Origin of the sequence: Rhodococcus sp. 14-2496-1d (genome assembly GCF_002259365.1) — a bacterium.
Lineage (GTDB): Bacteria > Actinomycetota > Actinomycetes > Mycobacteriales > Mycobacteriaceae > Rhodococcoides.
Genome location: NZ_NPFV01000006.1, coordinates 1 through 16,056, shown reverse-complemented (window position 1 = coordinate 16,056; position 16,056 = coordinate 1). Strand labels below are relative to the sequence as shown.

The window sequence follows — 16,056 nt, the reverse complement described above, 5'->3', positions numbered from 1 at the left end:
CGGGACCTGACATCAGGTATGGCTCGGGGGCCGTTCGCGTGCAGTGGGTAGTGCTGAAGAGTCAGCCGATGTAACGAGTCAGGCGCGCGGACAACCGCGGTGCCAATGGGCCGTCGGCGACGACTCGTTCTTCGACGTACGCGAGATCCCCGCCTTCGACAATGCCGTAGAGCCGCTTGGCCCCTCCGACCAACGCACCCGATGTGCTACGGATGACGACATCGGTGGCCAGTTCCCAGGACGACTTGGTGAGTGCATGGCCGTAATACAGTTCGACGACGCCGGTGCTGTGTGTCAGCAACAGCTCGACGACCTCTTCGTCCTCGGAACCCTTGAGCCCGTTGCCACCGCTCATGCGCCAGAACCCGGTTTCGCGGAGATCGGGGTGTGCGAAGTTACCGTCGGAATCGAGTCGCCACGAACGTGATTCCCAGCTCAGGTAGCTACCGCCGTCGTGGGTGACGACGATCTGCTGACCGAAGGGGTAGTCGGTACCGGACTCGGGGTCGTGTCCTTCGCCTTCACCGCGCCACACGCCGACGAGAGGCAACAGAGCGAGCATCGACGGGTGCAGATCGGGGCCGAGGCGGAGGTTGGCCGTGTCGTCGGGATGCGGGATGTCCGGCAGGACCGGAACGTTCCGCGTCGACGCGTCGGCGAACTTCTGCTCGGCAGCCGCTATTGCTTCGTCGCCACTGGTGATGGGGGTGTCGAGCCCCTCGTCAGAACTGCCGGGTCGACCCGCAACCGGTTCTGTCACGATTCGTCGTTGACCAGTCGGTAGACGACATACAGCGAGAACGCGATGATGGCTACTGCCGCAAGCGCCAGCAATACCTCGAAGAAGATGACCACGAGAGCGAGTTTAACCCGCTGCGATCGTCGTCGAGAACAGCGGCCCGAATCCGGGCTGTGTCCTTGGTGACATCTACCCAACTTCGGGGTCGTCAGTGCGCTGGATCACTTGTATTGATGGAGAAAGCCCGGCGAGCAGGTACCTTCTTCGGGGGGCGTCGGGTGCTCGAGGGCGAGGGCTCGACGTTTTTCACTGTGTTCTGTCTCGAAGGCTGGGGAGGTCTCCGTAACAATGCTGCGTCGTAAACGGACATCGTCGTTCGGATCCGTGTCGTTCAAATCGGCGGTGTGTGCACTGGCGTTGGCCCTCGCCGCACCGGCAGCCGCGCTCGCCGCCCCGGATTCGGGATCGGCGGATTCCGGCTCGTCCGACTTCGGGTCGTCGGAGGGCCCGAACATCGACCCCAACAATTACGCGCAGGACTGCCCGGATGTGTTGATGCTCGCCGTGTCCGGTGCCACCGACTCGGATTCGGGGCGCAATCCTCTGAACGAGGAATCGTCGACGGTGGCGTCGAACTGGGTCGGCAACGTCACGGTTCCCACCGGTGAGGTCAATGCAGGCAGCCCGGGCACGGTCGGCTGGCTGTACGTTCCCTACGCATCGACGTACGGCGTCGGTGTGCTCGACGACGTTTCGACCTATCAGAACACCATCGCCGAAGGCATCGCGTCGACGAATCGTCTGATGGACGAGTACAAGACCAAGTGCGGTGACAGGACGAAGTTCGTTCTGGTCGGGTACAGCGTCGGCGGCGAGATACTCGACCGGATGGCCGTCGAGATCGGTCACCGCGATCCCGACGCGCTGGTCACCGCCGACGACATCGCCGGAGTGATGATGGTCGGATCGCCGTACCGGCCGGCCGGGGTGCCGAATTTCGACGACGAGCCCGGCGAGTCGCTCGGTGGATTCATGGACCAGTCGCCACGGGACTACGGAACGTTGACCGACAAGGTCACCTGGTCGTGCCGACCCTGGGATCTCTCGTGCGATGCACCCGACAAGATCGAACTGCTGCAGCTGGCCCTGGGGGTTCTGGGCCAGATGCGCTTCACCCTGCTCAACCCCGGTCAGACGGTGGCCGATTTCGCCCGGACGGTGGCCACGATCGCCACTCGTGCGATCGTCGACATCGCGACGAACAAGTCGTGGCTCGAATCGGACGAAACGCTGCTACAGGTCCTGGTGAAGGTGTCCGACCAGCAGTATCAGGTCGACGACGCCAAGGCGGTGGCGGCTCTGTCCCCCGACCAGCTGCTCGCCGACCTCAACTGGGCACTCGGGCCGGGTGCGGACACCGTCGAGGCCAAGCTGCGCGCCGAGGGCGAAGGAATGGTCGAGAACAACAAGGGTATCGCCGACGTCGTACTCGGGCCGTACCTGCTGCTCGGATTCCTGCAGCACCTGTCGTACTGGTACAACGACCCCAACGACGGTTACGAGTGGGAGAGCGAGAAGATCGTCGCGTGGGTGACGGACCTCGCCCGCACGGAGCGCGAGAAGAAACAAGCACCTGCTCCCGACGCCGCCGCACCGCAGGACCCGCCCGCCGAGGCCCCGGCCGAACCTCGATTGCTGCCGGAGCCGGGGACGGTCACCCAGATCAGCGACCTCGGCGCGTTCCTCGAGTCCCAGGGAATTCCGGTACCGGAAGGGATGTTCCCGCCGCAGTACTCGACGGTTCCCGATCCGGCGGCCCCGGCACCCGTTCCCAACTAGAGGCCTCCGGAAGAGCGAAAAACCCCCGCACCTGCGAGCAGGTGCGGGGGTTTTCTCGTGAGATACGAACGGGCGGAATCAGACTCCGACGGTGACGTTCGCCGAGTGCACGCCTGCGCCGTCGGGAGCGATGACGGTGTCGCCGTTGCCCGATGCCGACAGTGCACGCAGCGTCCACTGTCCGGGGGCGGCGAAGAACCGGAAGTCTCCGGTGCCCGACGCGACGACCTCTGCGGTGAATTCGCCGCTGCCGTCGAGCAGACGCACGAATGCGCCGGCTACGGGCTCACCGTCGCCTGCGAGGACGCGGCCGGTGATGACCGTCTCCTTCTCGACGTCGACGCCTGCGGGGATGGTCTGGCCTTGCACGGGTGCTCCACACATATCAGCGAACCTCCAGCTCGATGGGTGCTCCGACGAGAGAGCCGTATTCGACCCAGCTGCCGTCGTAGTTCTTGACGTCTTCCTTGCCCAGAAGCTCCTTGAGGACGAACCAGGTGTGGCTCGAACGCTCGCCGATGCGGCAGTAGGCGATGGTGGCCTTGCTGTCGTCGTAGCCCTTGGTCTTGTACAGCTCCTCGAGCGCTTCGTCGGACTTGAACGTGCCGTCCTCGTTGGCGGTCGTGCTCCACGGGATGTTGATCGCGGACGGCACGTGGCCACGCTGCTGCGCCTGTTCCTGCGGAAGGTGAGCCGGGGCGAGGATCTTGCCCGAGAACTCGTCGGGCGAACGCACGTCGATCAGGTTCTTGTTGCCGATGGCGTCGATGACCTCGTCGCGGAACGCGCGGATCGACAGGTCGGGTGCCTCGGCCCGGTACTGCGTGGTCTCACGGCTGACGACGTCCTTGGACAGCGCGCGGCCGTCGAGCTCCCACTTCTTGCGGCCACCGTCGATGAGCTTGACGTCCTTGTGGCCGTACAGCTTGAAGTACCAGTAGGCGTAGGCCGCGAACCAGTTGTTGTTTCCGCCGTACAGGACGACGGTGTCGTCGTTGCTGATGCCCTTGGCCGACAGCAGGTCCGAGAACTGTTCCTGGTTCAGGAAGTCGCGGCGAACCGGGTCCTGCAGGTCCTTGCGCCAGTCGAGCTTGACCGCACCTTCGATGTGTCCGCCGTCGTAGGCGCTTGCGTCTTCGTCGACCTCGACGAAGACGGTCTTCGGTGCGTTCAGGTTCTGCTCGGCCCAGTCGGCAGAGACCAGGACGTCGGAGCGAGCCATGGTGTTCCTTTCGGTGTTTCTCTATGGATCGGTGTAGGTCAAGCAGTGGTGCGCGAGGTGGTGCGCAGTCGCGCAGCGAGGGGGTAGATCATGCAGCCGAGGCATACCGCAAATGCGGCGTTGAGGAAGGCCGCGAACAACGCGAAGCCCGTGGCCACGGTGCCGACGACGGGAGCGCCGAGCGCGAAGCCGAGAACTCCGACGGCGGCGAACACGAAGCCCACCAGTTGGGCGAACTTCAACGGTGCCACCGGCTCGCGTTCGCTGGTGGGGGACAGCCTCGGTGCGACGAATGTCGCGTAGATCGTGCCGTACGGACTGTGCTTGGGTCCGCGGACGGCTCCGATTCCGAACACGATCGCCTGTAGCCCGAGCAGGATCGCCGCCGCGGGGACCGAGAACGTGGTGAGGACGAGAACGAGGACCAGGACGGCGGTGGTGATCCATGCGGCGAAGCGCGGTCCGCGAACATCGACCTGGTCGACGGTGGTGTCGGTGGTGGTTCTGGTGTCGGGTGTCGACATCGAGATGTACTCCTGTGCGAGGCCGGGGCACGCCGCATGGGCAGTGCTCGGACGTGGATTTCGATCATCGGGCCGGACATCACGCATGGGCGTGGCGGCAGAAGGAAATCAGCAGCAGCGACAGCAACAACCGCCCAGTCGGCACAGATCAACTGTGCGTCGACTGGTGAGCATCAGCTCGCGGCGGGAGAACACGAAGAGCATCCTACCCGTTACCAGCGTCGGGTCCTACCGTCGGTCTCGGGAGGGCCGGTCAGAGGTCGTCGAGCGCGGACCGTAGCGCCGCAGCGGACGGCACCCCCGCGATTCTGGAGCGCCGTTGCAATGCGCTGTCGAGGACGAACGTCGTGGGCAGTGACAGCACGCCCAGCTCGCGGGCGAGGATCGGATGGGCGTCGATGTCGAGTTCGAGTTCCCGGGCGTCGTTTCGCCCTTCCAACACCTGCCCGACGACGCGTCGCACAGCTGCGCACGGCCCGCACCAGTCCGCCGAGAAGTGCAGCACCGTCGCGGAGTCGGTCGCGGCACCCGCGTCGAGCAGAAGTGGGTACAGAGCGTCGGTCTCGGATTCGGTGGTACGCACTGCCCGCACTGCACCCGATCGGCTGCGGAGAAACAATCCGGTGGCGACGGCCAGTATCGCCACGACGACCAGAACTGTGATCCCTGTCACGGCTTCTCGATCTCGTTGAGGTCGATGGTCACGTTCTCGCCCGACCCTTCGATGACGATCTGCGAGCCCTCCGCGTAGACGTCGGTCGGGAGGAGCCCGAAGGGCAGGCTCTGACGCTCGATGGTCTTGGTGAACAGTCCCAGCACCGTGGGCTCGGCGAAATCGGGGATCGAGAAATCTGCCTGACCCTCCGGGCCGAAATAGAAGTCCGACGCCACGATGGCGACGCTGTCACCTTCGAGCAACAGATCGGCCTTGACGCTCACCGTCGTCTCGAGGGGGCCGACCGGAACCGTTCCGGTCAGCACGACGCCACCGGTCGTGGTCTTGCCCGACCCACCGGAACCGCCGGTACCGTCCGACTTGTCGGCCGGCGGGGCGGAAACCTGCAGGTCGACGATGCCGAGGAACCGGCCGAGGTCCGTCGCCTCGATACGGACGCGGCCGTCGAGCTCGTCCACCGGGATCGCTCGAACGTTGTTGTCGATCAGGTCGGACAGCGCGATGTGCACGCCGCGGAGATTGGCCTCGATCGTCGTCGAGCCGACGTAGTCGGTCGGCACGTCCTGCGCTCGGATCTCGATGTTCTGATAGCGGCCGTCCGCCGCCTGGGTGAGGAACGGGAATCCGTGCACGATCACCTGAGGGTCCGAGGTGAGCTCACCGCCCGCTCGGATCGCGCGGGAGACCCGGTACTCCGAGTAGGCCGCTGCGCCGAAATCGACCACGAGCGCGAGGGCCAGCAGGCTGGCGAGTCCGATGAGAAGTGTGCGCACGGGTCCATTGTGACCGACGGATCGCGTACTGCCCTCTTCGGCCGGTTGTACGGACAAGCTAGTCTGTGTCCTTGACGATCACTCCAATCCAGCCTGGGCTGGACCGGCCAGCAGTAAGAATGGAGACGCAGTGGAGCTCCTACTACTGACCTCCGATCCCCATCCGGAGGGCGTTCTGCCGTCCCTCGCTCTCCTGGCGCATCACGTACGCCCGGTGCCCACCGAGGTGTCCTCGCTTCTCGAAGCCGGTTCGGCAGATATCGCATTGGTCGACGCGCGCACCGATCTCGCTGCTGCTCGTGGTCTGTGTCGCCTGCTGGGGAGTACCGGATCGGCCATCCCCGTCGTGGCAGTTCTCACCGAGGGCGGACTCGTCGCGGTGAACTCCGACTGGGGCCTCGACGACATCCTGCTCCCCGGCACCGGCCCCGCGGAGCTCGACGCTCGGCTGCGGTTGCTGGTCGGCCGTAGCGGGGGAGTTGCCAGCCCGGAGACCTCGGGCAAGATCACGCTCGGCGAACTGGTCATCGACGAAGGCACGTACACCGCGCGTCTACGAGGCCGTCCGCTCGATCTGACCTACAAGGAATTCGAGCTGCTGAAGTATCTGGCTCAGCATGCGGGTCGGGTCTTCACTCGCGCCCAGCTCCTGCAGGAAGTGTGGGGCTACGACTTCTTCGGTGGTACACGCACCGTCGACGTCCATGTTCGACGCCTCCGCGCCAAGCTCGGTACCGAGTACGAGTCGCTCATCGGAACCGTGCGGAACGTGGGATACAAGGCTGTTCGTCCGGCGCGCAATGCCAAGGGTGGACCAGTGGCATCGGATGCTGCCGGCGGGGATTCCGACGATGCGGATTTCGAGTTCGAGCAAGAGAGTACTCTCTCGTAGATGAGTTCGGATCCTGCCTTCGACGTCCATTCGATCGACGGCGGAGCACCGTCTTCCCGAGTTTCCTACGAGATTCATCGAATCCTTTCGCGCGCAACGGAAGCCGACGGCACTGCGCCGTTGTCGGAGCAGGCCGTGAAGGCCGTCGACGACGGTGACGAGGTCGTTCGGTTCGTCGCGACCGAGGGCGATCGTGTGGTGGGCTACGTCGGAATCGCCGACGGGATGGCCGAGGCCGTCGTCGACCCTTCCTTCCGCGGTCACGGTGTCGGGCGCGAATTGGTTTCTCACGCACTCGATGTCGGCTCCGATACCCGTATCTGGGCGCACGGCAATCTGCCCGCCGCACGGTCCGTCGCTGCGGCGCTCGGGCTGCAGGTCGTTCGCGAGTTGCTCCAGATGCGTCGCTCGTCCGGGCATCCCGATCTTCCGGATGTTGTTGTGCCAGAGGGTATTTCGCTCCGAACCTACCGGGGGCATCAGGACGACGCCGAGCTGCTGCGCGTGAACAATGCGGCCTTCTCGTGGCATCCCGAACAGGGTGGCTGGACCGATCGTGACATCGACGCACGACGAGAAGAATCGTGGTTCGATCCGGCGGGCCTGTTCCTGGCGTTCGAGGAGGGCAGTGACCGCCTCCTCGGTTTCCACTGGACGAAGGTCCACCGGGCCGAGGGTGTGGAACCGGCCATCGGCGAGGTGTACGTGGTCGGAATCGACCCGCAGTCGCAGGGTCGTGGTCTGGGGCGGGTGCTGACGCTGGCCGGCCTGCACTATCTACGCAGCAGAGAACTGGGCCAGATCATGCTCTACGTCGAGGCCGACAACACCGCTGCCGTGCACACGTACACCAAGCTGGGCTTCGAGAACTACCACGTGGATGCCGCTTACGCGCGCAGTGCGTGAACGGACACACCGACTGCGGTGTTCATCTCCCGTTCACCTATGCGGGGGTAAACGTCTACCACCTGCCCTTACCTTTCTCGATGGGCGACAACCTACGTCGCCTGGTGCGAGGTTTCTTTCGGAGCCGGCACCCACACAGTCACAGCGCGGCCGCTCAGGTCCGAGCCGTGGACACGGCCTACAGATTCCCCGGAGGAAACAGGTGAACCTCAAGCGCAACGGTGCTCTCATGAGTGCAGTGGCCATCAGTGCCATGTTGCTGACCGCATGCGGTAGCGACGCCAACGTCGCCACCACGGACGGCGCATCCGACTCCTCGGCTACCTGCGAGGGCAAATCCCCGCTGACCGGCGAAGGCTCGTCCGCGCAGCAGAACGCCATGTCCAACTTCACCTCGATCTACTCCGGCGTGTGTGCCGGCAAGGCAGTCGAGTACACCACCAGCGGCTCGGGTAACGGCCGCACACAGTTCGTCGCCGGACTGGTCGACTTCGCCGGCTCCGACTCCGCGATCAAGGACGAGCAGGCAGTCGAGGCGGCCACCCGCTGCGACAGCAACCCGGCGTGGAACCTTCCGCTGGTCTTCGGACCGGTCGCCGTGGCCTACAACCTCGACGGCGTCGACAACATCGCGCTGAACCCGGACGTCATCGCGCGCATGTTCACCGGCCAGATCACCACCTGGAACGATCCCGCCATCGCCGCACTCAACGAGGGCGTCGACCTGCCGGCCACCGCGGTCACCCCCGTCTACCGCTCCGATTCCTCGGGCACCAGCGACAACTTCCAGCGCTTCCTCGCCGCTTCGGCTCCCGAGGCGTGGACCCTGAACCACAGCTCCGACTGGGCCGGCGGCGTCGGCGAAGGTGCCAACGGATCCTCGGGCGTGGCCCAGGCAGTCGCGGCCACCCCCGGCTCGGTCACCTACGTCGAGAAGGGCTTCGCCGACCAGGAGAGCCTCGGCACGGCTGCCGTCGACTTCGGCAACGGACCGGTCGAGCTCACCACCGAGTCGGCTGCCGCAGCCATCGACGCGGCAACGTTCTCCGGCGAGGGCAACGACCTCGTCATCGACATCGACGCGCTGTACGCCAGCAACGAGGCCGAGACCTACCCGCTGGTTCTCGCAACCTACGAGATCGTCTGCTCGGCGGGCTACGACCCCGAGACCTCGGCAGCAGTCAAGTCGTTCCTGCTCAGCGCAGCCAACGAGGGTCAGCAGGGCCTCGAGGAAGCCGGCTACGTGCCGCTCCCCGAGTCCTTCAAGGAGCGTCTGACCACCGCTATCGAAGCAATCGCCTGATTCAATGAGACGTAACCCTGCTTCGGCTCGTGGCAACGCGAGCCGAAGCAGGACCGTCCTCGACCTCCACACGAGACAGTGAGCGGTATGAGCGACACCCACTCGATGACCGGCGTCCCCTCTGCGGCTACCGTGCCCACCGCGGGTGCCGCGCACAAACCGGAAGAACCACAATTGTCAGACAAGAACAAGACGGGGACCGTCACACGTCCCGGTGACAGGATCTTCTCCGGCCTCGCCACGGGCTCGGGCATCTTCATCATCGCCCTGATCGCCGCCGTGGGCATCTTCTTGCTCTGGCGTGCCATCCCTTCACTGTCGAACAACACGGTCAACTTCCTGACCTACAACGGCGCGTGGGACACCTCCAACACCTCGGCCATGGTGTTCGGCGTTCTCGATCTCTTCCTGGTCACCGTCACGGTGTCTCTCTTCGCGCTGATCCTCGCGATGCCTGTCGCACTCGGCATCGCCATCTACCTGACGAACTACGCACCCAAGCGAGTCGCGGGACCGCTCGGTTACGTCATCGATCTCCTGGCCGCAGTTCCGTCGATCGTCTTCGGCCTCTGGGGCCTGTACGTCCTCGCGCCCGCCATCAGCCCGTTCGCAGAGTGGCTGAACGCCAACCTGGGTTGGTTCCCGCTCTTCGGCACCGGCTCGGTCTCCATCGCAGGCGGTGGCACCATCTTCACCGGTGGCATCGTGCTCGCGGTCATGATCCTGCCGATCATCGCAGCGGTGACTCGCGAGGTCTTCATGCAGACGCCGAAGGGGCAGATCGAAGCAGCTCTCGCCCTCGGAGCCACCCGCTGGGAGGTCGTGCGCACCACGGTCATTCCGTTCGGAAAGTCCGGCTACGTCAGCGGCTCCATGCTCGGTCTCGGTCGTGCACTCGGTGAGACCATCGCGCTCTACATCATCATCCGCAGCACTCAGGCAACGTTCGGCGGAACATTGTTCGACGGCGGTTCCACGTTTGCCACGAAGATCGCGCTGGCCGCGGGCGAGTTCAACAACCCGCTCCAAGCCGGTGCCTACATCGCCGCGGGTCTGGTGCTCTTCATCCTCACCTTCGTCGTCAACGCCGGTGCCCGCGCCGCCATCGCCGGAAAGAAGGACTGACCCGTGACCGCAACCATGGACAAGCCCGTCAAGGAACCGACGTTCCAGGGCGTCAGCGCACGGCGTAAAGCGTCCAACCTCACGGCGACGATCCTCGTCAGCCTCTCGGTTCTCGTCGCACTCGTACCGCTCATCTGGGTGCTCTACACGGTGATCTCACGCGGTCTGTCCGCCGTGGTCTCGCCCACCTGGTGGCAGAACTCGCAGGCCGGCGTCACCCAGTTCATCGCAGGCGGCGGCGCTTACCACGCCATCGTCGGAACACTCCTGCAAGGACTGTTCTGCGCCATCATCTCCATCCCGATCGGCATCTTCGTCGCCATCTACCTCGTCGAGTACGGGGCCGGTACACGACTGGCTCGAGTGACGACCTTCATGGTCGACATTCTGACCGGTGTTCCGTCGATCGTCGCGGCCCTGTTCATCTACGCACTGTGGATCGCCACCTTCGGATTCCAGCGCTCCGGTGTCGCCGTCGCATTCGCCCTTGTGCTCCTGATGATCCCCGTGATCGTGCGCTCGGCCGAGGAAATGCTGCGCATCGTCCCGCAGGACCTGCGCGAGGCGTCCTACGCCCTTGGCGTCCCGAAGTGGAAGACCATCGCCAAGATCGTCATTCCCACGGCCCTGTCCGGCATCGTCACCGGCATCATGCTCGCCCTGGCCCGCGTGATGGGCGAGACGGCACCGGTGCTGATCCTGGTGGGATCGGCCACCGCCATCAACTTCAACATCTTCTCCGGGCCGCAGACGTCTCTGCCGCTAATGATGGTCGACCTGCAGAAAGCAGGAACCGGCGTGCTCACCGCTGAGCGCATGTGGGGAGCAGCCCTGACGCTGATCCTGATCGTCGCAATACTCAACATCGGCGCGAAGTTGGTCTCGAAGTTCTTCTCGCCCAAGAACTTCTGACCCACCCGACTCCAGCGAACTCTAAGGAACGAAGAACATGGCAAAGCGTCTCGATCTCAAGGACGTCAACATCTACTACGGCAAGTTCCACGCCGTCTCCGACGTCACTCTGGCCGTACCGCCGCGCAGCGTCACCGCGTTCATCGGGCCGTCGGGCTGCGGTAAGTCGACCGTCCTGCGTTCGCTGAACCGTATGCACGAAGTCACCCCGGGTGCGCGCGTCGAGGGTTCGGTGCTGCTCGACGGCGAGGACATCTACGGCAGCGGCGTCGACCCCGTGGGTGTGCGTCGCACCATCGGCATGGTCTTCCAGCGCCCCAACCCGTTCCCGACGATGTCGATCCGGGACAACGTCGTTGCGGGCCTGAAGTTGCAGGGCGGCCGCGGCAAGAAGGAACTCGACGAGATCGCCGAGCGCTCGCTCAAGGGAGCGAACCTCTGGAACGAGGTCAAGGATCGCCTCGACAAGCCCGGTGGTGGCCTCTCCGGCGGTCAGCAGCAGCGTCTGTGCATCGCTCGCGCGATCGCCGTCTCTCCCGACGTCCTGCTGATGGACGAGCCGTGCTCGGCTCTTGACCCCATCTCCACCCTCGCCATCGAGGACCTGATTCAGGAACTCAAGCAGGACTTCACGATCGTGATCGTCACGCACAACATGCAGCAGGCCGCCCGTGTGAGCGACCAGACCGGCTTCTTCAACCTCGAGGCGACAGGCAAGCCCGGCAAGCTCATCGAGATCGACGACACCGAGAAGATCTTCTCCAACCCGACGCAGAAGGCCACCGAGGACTACATTTCCGGCCGCTTCGGATAACCACACACGAACGAAGAAGCCCCCGCTGAGCACAGGCTCGGCGGGGGCTTCTTCGACATCTGCGCTCGTTGTCCCGATGTGAGAACCGAGTAGCGTTGCAGCGCAGCGCTACTCGGTTCTCGACGAGGGCAGGCCTACGAGGTGGGGATGTTGTTGTGGCTCAGGTCGATGGGCAGCTCACCCGTCACCAGGAAGATCACTCGACGGCCGACCTCGACGGCGTGGTCGGCGAACCGCTCGTAGAAGCGGCCGAGCAGGGTCACGTCCACCGCGGCAGCGACCCCGTGGCTCCACTCACGGTCCATCAACACCGTGAAGAGGTGACGGTGCAGATCGTCCATCGCCTCGTCCTCCTCCTGCAGCTTGGCAGCGCGCTCGGGATCGCGGGTCTCGAGGACCTCACGAGCCGACGCGCCGATCTGGACGGCGAGGCGACCCATCTCGGCGAAGTACCCGTTGACGACCTCGGGGAGGGCGTGGTTCGGGTGCCTGCGGCGGGTGATCTTGGCAACGTGCAGTGCGAGCGCGCCCATACGGTCGATGTCGGCAACGATCTGAATGCCGGCCACCACCGAACGGAGATCGCCTGCGACTGGAGCCTGCAGGGCGAGAAGGGTGAAGGCCTTCTCCTCGCACACCGCGCTGAGTTCGGTGATCCTGTCGTGTTCGGAAATGACCTGCTCGGCGAGCACCAGGTCTGCTTGAAGGAGGGACTGAGTGGCCTTTTCCATGGCCGCACCAGCCAGGCTCGCCATCTCTCCGAGGAGATCGGCAAGCTCGTTCATCTGTTCGTTGTAGGCGACGCGCATGAGCGAAGTTTAGTAGCTCACACCGACCAGTTCCCTGTCCCGAGGGTTAACGGAGCATGAATGAAGTCAGGCGCACGTGTCGTCGGCTGCGTTGGTGTACGAGAGATCCTCCGGAAGGGGCGCACTCTGGGTGGTTCCTTCCACCTGAGTGGGATCGATTTCGGTACCGAACGCCGTCGGGTACTGGGTGTATCCGGGATAGTTCGAGCCGAGCACGACCTCGACGACATTGTTCAGGCTCGGTGCCAACTCGATGGCAGCGCCGGGAATCGCCGACGCGACCGTCGCAGCGGCAGCTTCCTGATCCTGGGAGTAGCGCACCACGGTCTGCGCTGCGGTGCCCGAGAAGTTGCCGACCGTCAGGATCTGGAATCCGTAGACCGCGAGTTCGTCGGACGCCGTCTGAGCCATCCCGGCGATGTCGGATGCGTTGGACACCTGAATCGACACGGTCGACGGGTCAACGGCCAACAGTGGCGCGTCGGGTACGGCGGCAGGTGCGGGTGATTCGGGTGTCACCGGCTCCGCTCGTTCCTCGCCGGGCAACGGAGCGTCGTCGATGATGGCCTGGAAGATCGCACCGATCGCGTCGTCGTTCGGGATCTCGTTGCCGTAGTCGTTGGTGCCGGTGGTGGGGATGGTCAGGAAGGTGACCGCGCCGGCGTCCACGTTCTGCAGCGAGCGTCCCAGTGTCACCAGGTCCTGAGTCTTGACGTTCTCCACGAACGTGTCCGAGGTGAACGCGTTGACGAACCCGTTGAGCTTGCCGGGATCGAGCAGCACGTTGTTCGAGAGCGCGGACCGCAGCAGCGACGACAGGAAACGCTGCTGTCGCTTGATGCGGCCGTAGTCGCCGTTGCCCTCGGACTCGACGTTGCGGGCCCGAACGTAGTTCAGCGCGGTGCGGCCGTCGATACGTTGTGTTCCGACGTTGGGAAGGACATTTCCGAGTTCGTAGTCGAACAGGGGTTGCGCGGTGCAGACCTCGACGCCGCCGACCTCGTCGACCATGGACTCGAACCCGGCGAAGTCCATCCCGACGAAGTGTCCGATGCGTAGGCCCGAGATCTTCTGGATGGTCTTGACCAGACACTTCGGGCCGCCGAGGGCGTAGGTGGCGTTGAGCTTGTCGCCGTAGGCCTCGGGGAACATCTCCCCGGTGTAGGTATTGGTGATGTTGTCGAACTGCTCGCACTCCGGCCGCGTCACGTCGAGGTCGCGGGGGAAGGACACCGCGACGACGCGACTGCGGTCGGCAGGGATGTTGACCAACATGACGGTGTCCGAGCGCGATCCCTCGGCGTCGGCGACGGTTCCGGCTCCCACCTCGCCGCTGGCCCCGGCGCGGGTGTCGGTGCCCACGATCAGGTACGTCTCGTCACCGTACTGGCCTGCGGCGTCGACGACGTCGGTCGAATCGGGATCGAGAGCGGCGACCTGGAGAAATCCTTGATCGGTGTTGCGTAGGTATCCCCACACCACTCCGGTCAAGGCCACCGCCAGGATCGCGACGAGGGAGACCAGGCTCCGGCCGATCATCCGTACCCGACGGCGGCGACGTACCCGACTCATCGCCAACCGCGTCAGAGTCGGTCGATCCGCTGCGGGCGCGCCCACCGGTTCCGGTGCGGCATGCGGCGGCGGAGTCGGCGGCACTGCCCGGGCAGGCGAGGGAGTGGAATCGGTGATGGGGGCGATGACCTCGGTCGGCTCTTCGACTTCGGGACGTTCGTCAGGCACCCGCCGCATCGATCCCGAGCGCGACATCTTGTCCACCAACTCGGCGACCGAGACGGTGTCGGCGTTACGCGGTGATCGTTTGCCGAGCCTGCCGCTGTCTCCGGGCTGCGGTGGTTGCTCTGCGTCCGGTGTTGCAGGACGTTCGGAGCGAGGTGGGCGCTGTCCGGAACGTCCGATTGAAGACAGCGGGCGCTCCCATGGGGCGCGACCCTCGGGCACAGACGGGCCCGACTCTCGATCGTCTCCCACGAATTCGAACCTGGCCTTCCATCACACGCACGCGCCGTCAACTCGGCAATCCCAGCCATAGTACTGACTCGAGCGGCATGGTCCACTCGTGCGAGGTGGGGGCTGCTGGTCAGCCGTGAATCAGCCGCCGGAATGCATCAGATCGGCACCGGCGGGAACGCAGACGTCCTCCGGGTCGTCGAGCCAACCGTCGGGCAACGCAACCGCGCCCGGCGAGCCCTGCCGACCACGGGGGCCTTCGGCGTCCTTGGGAAACGGAACGGTCGGATCGAGTTGCGCCAGAAGGTCGTCCAGTTCGCCGAGAGTGGACACCAACGCCATCGAGACCCGAAGATCCGACCCCGCCGGGAACCCGCGGAGATACCAGGACACATGCTTGCGCAGCTCGCGCAGACCCTTGCTCTCACCGTGATGCTGAGCGAGCAGCTCGGCATGCCGGGCGATGATGGTGGCCACCTCGCCGAGGGTCGGTGGAGTGGGTTCGGGCCTGCCGTTCAGGCGGGCGCTGAGTTCTGCGAACAGCCAGGGCCGACCCAGGCAACCACGCCCGACGACGACGCCGTCGCACCCGGTCTCCGCCATCATGCGAACCGCATCGGACGCCGAGAAGATGTCGCCGTTGCCCAGTACCGGGATGCCGGAGACGTGTTCCTTCAGTCGCGCGATCTCGTTCCAGTCGGCAGTGCCGGAGTAACGCTGAGAGGCGGTTCTGGCGTGCAGTGCCACTGCCGCCGCGCCCTCGCCTGCGGCGATTCGACCTGCATCGAGATGAGTGTGGTGGTTCTCGTCGATGCCGACGCGGAACTTGACGGTGACGGGAATGTCGGTGCCCTCGGTCGCCTTGACGGCCGCGGCGACGATACGACCGAACAGGTTCCGCTTGTAGGGCAGCGCAGCACCGCCGCCCTTTCGGGTGACCTTCGGAACCGGGCAGCCGAAGTTCATGTCGATGTGGTCGGCCAGATCGTCGTCGACGATCATCTTCGCCGCGTCGTACGTGGTGTCCGGATCGACGGTGTAGAGCTGCAGCGACCGCGGGGTTTCGGTGGGGCCGAAGGTCGTCATGTGCATCGTCGCCGGCTGGCGTTCGACGAGCGCGCGTGCGGTGACCATCTCGCACACGTACAGACCCGAGGTACTGCCCGCCCGCTGCAACTCCTGCTCCCTGCACAGCGTGCGGAACGCCACATTGGTGACGCCGGCCATCGGTGCGAGGACGACGGGGCTGGCCAACTCCAGCGAGCCGATCTGCAGTGTCATGAGAGAAGCCTTTGGAACGGAGGGAACGTGATCATGGTGACGGCGGTGGGCCGAGAGCGACGGCCCGAAAACAGTGGTGCCCGGCACCGAAGTCGGTACCGGGCACACCAGCCGATCTGAGCTTACGACGCGCGTGCTTCGGCCTTCGCGCGTTCGCGGGCGAGGGAGCGGTCGCGCATCTCCTCGAACTTGGTGGCCTGACGCTCGAGGTCTTCGAGGAACGCGGCGAGTTCCTCGCGCTTGTTCTCGCCGCGGCCGGTGAAGTCGTTGCGC

The 16,056-nt window shown here is 65.0% G+C and carries 16 protein-coding genes and 1 pseudogene; 7 read left to right on the top strand and 10 right to left on the bottom strand.

From position 1 onward, the window contains the following. Positions 1-61: 61 nt before the first annotated feature. Entirely contained in the window at positions 62-703 is a 642-nt protein-coding gene (locus CH296_RS04130; RefSeq protein WP_045200287.1) for an FABP family protein, read from the bottom strand. 384 nt (positions 704-1,087) lie between these two features. Between CH296_RS04130 and CH296_RS04125 the strand changes: the two genes are divergently transcribed. Beyond that, a complete protein-coding gene (locus CH296_RS04125) occupies positions 1,088-2,578 on the top strand; it encodes a cutinase family protein (RefSeq protein ID WP_094684096.1) in 1,491 nt (496 codons plus the stop codon). A gap of 78 nt (positions 2,579-2,656) precedes the next feature. On the opposite strand, the gene CH296_RS04120 is transcribed toward CH296_RS04125, so the two are convergent. The 5 genes from CH296_RS04120 to CH296_RS04100 form a co-directional block, all read right to left on the bottom strand. Beyond that, entirely contained in the window at positions 2,657-2,962 is a 306-nt protein-coding gene (locus CH296_RS04120) for a DUF1416 domain-containing protein (protein ID WP_032395905.1), read from the bottom strand. Position 2,963: 1 nt separating this feature from the next. Beyond that, positions 2,964-3,800, bottom strand: coding sequence for a sulfurtransferase (locus tag CH296_RS04115; RefSeq protein WP_032395904.1), 837 nt, complete (start codon positions 3,798-3,800; stop codon positions 2,964-2,966). Between the two features lie 38 nt (positions 3,801-3,838). Beyond that, positions 3,839-4,324 (bottom strand): DUF4395 domain-containing protein, encoded by a 486-nt coding sequence (locus CH296_RS04110; RefSeq protein ID WP_032396296.1) that lies wholly within the window; start codon positions 4,322-4,324, stop codon positions 3,839-3,841. 253 nt (positions 4,325-4,577) lie between these two features. Then, the gene (locus tag CH296_RS04105) at positions 4,578-4,997 is read right to left on the bottom strand and encodes a thioredoxin family protein (RefSeq protein WP_094682062.1); all 420 of its coding nucleotides are present in this window, start codon (positions 4,995-4,997) and stop codon (positions 4,578-4,580) included. Next, on the bottom strand, positions 4,994-5,773 hold the full coding sequence (locus CH296_RS04100; protein WP_045196641.1) for an LmeA family phospholipid-binding protein: 780 nt from the start codon (positions 5,771-5,773) through the stop codon (positions 4,994-4,996). The genes CH296_RS04105 and CH296_RS04100 overlap by 4 nt, the downstream gene beginning before the upstream one ends. A 130-nt stretch (positions 5,774-5,903) precedes the next feature. Between CH296_RS04100 and CH296_RS04095 the strand changes: the two genes are divergently transcribed. The 6 genes from CH296_RS04095 to pstB all read left to right on the top strand — a co-directional run bounded on the left by CH296_RS04095 (position 5,904) and on the right by pstB (position 11,725). Next, complete coding sequence (locus tag CH296_RS04095; protein WP_032395901.1) at positions 5,904-6,665, top strand: response regulator transcription factor; 762 nt, start codon at positions 5,904-5,906, stop codon at positions 6,663-6,665. Then, entirely contained in the window at positions 6,666-7,571 is a 906-nt protein-coding gene (mshD, locus tag CH296_RS04090; protein ID WP_094645708.1) for a mycothiol synthase, read from the top strand. Between the two features lie 202 nt (positions 7,572-7,773). After that, positions 7,774-8,874 carry a phosphate ABC transporter substrate-binding protein PstS gene (gene pstS / locus CH296_RS04085; RefSeq protein ID WP_032395899.1) on the top strand — a complete coding sequence of 367 codons (1,101 nt, stop codon included), beginning with the start codon at positions 7,774-7,776 and terminating at the stop codon, positions 8,872-8,874. Positions 8,875-8,961: 87 nt separating this feature from the next. Continuing rightward, positions 8,962-9,999, top strand: a complete 1,038-nt coding sequence (gene pstC / locus CH296_RS04080) for a phosphate ABC transporter permease subunit PstC (RefSeq protein WP_045196637.1) — start codon at positions 8,962-8,964, stop codon at positions 9,997-9,999. A gap of 3 nt (positions 10,000-10,002) precedes the next feature. Then, positions 10,003-10,911 (top strand): phosphate ABC transporter permease PstA, encoded by a 909-nt coding sequence (gene pstA, locus CH296_RS04075; protein WP_032395897.1) that lies wholly within the window; start codon positions 10,003-10,005, stop codon positions 10,909-10,911. A gap of 37 nt (positions 10,912-10,948) precedes the next feature. Further along, positions 10,949-11,725: a phosphate ABC transporter ATP-binding protein PstB gene (gene pstB, locus CH296_RS04070; protein WP_032395896.1), complete on the top strand. Its 777-nt coding sequence runs from the start codon at positions 10,949-10,951 to the stop codon at positions 11,723-11,725. A 134-nt stretch (positions 11,726-11,859) separates the two neighbouring features. Here pstB and phoU read toward each other — a convergent pair whose 3' ends face one another. The 4 genes and pseudogenes from phoU to CH296_RS29435 form a co-directional block, all read right to left on the bottom strand. Further along, complete coding sequence (gene phoU, locus CH296_RS04065; RefSeq protein WP_032395895.1) at positions 11,860-12,534, bottom strand: phosphate signaling complex protein PhoU; 675 nt, start codon at positions 12,532-12,534, stop codon at positions 11,860-11,862. Positions 12,535-12,600: 66 nt separating this feature from the next. Next, positions 12,601-14,523, bottom strand: coding sequence for an LCP family protein (locus tag CH296_RS04060; RefSeq protein WP_094632561.1), 1,923 nt, complete (start codon positions 14,521-14,523; stop codon positions 12,601-12,603). Positions 14,524-14,643: 120 nt separating this feature from the next. Further along, positions 14,644-15,783, bottom strand: coding sequence for a tRNA dihydrouridine synthase DusB (dusB, locus tag CH296_RS04055; RefSeq protein WP_032395893.1), 1,140 nt, complete (start codon positions 15,781-15,783; stop codon positions 14,644-14,646). A 122-nt stretch (positions 15,784-15,905) separates the two neighbouring features. Then, positions 15,906-16,056, bottom strand: a pseudogene (locus tag CH296_RS29435) (acyl-ACP desaturase); the annotation flags it as partial.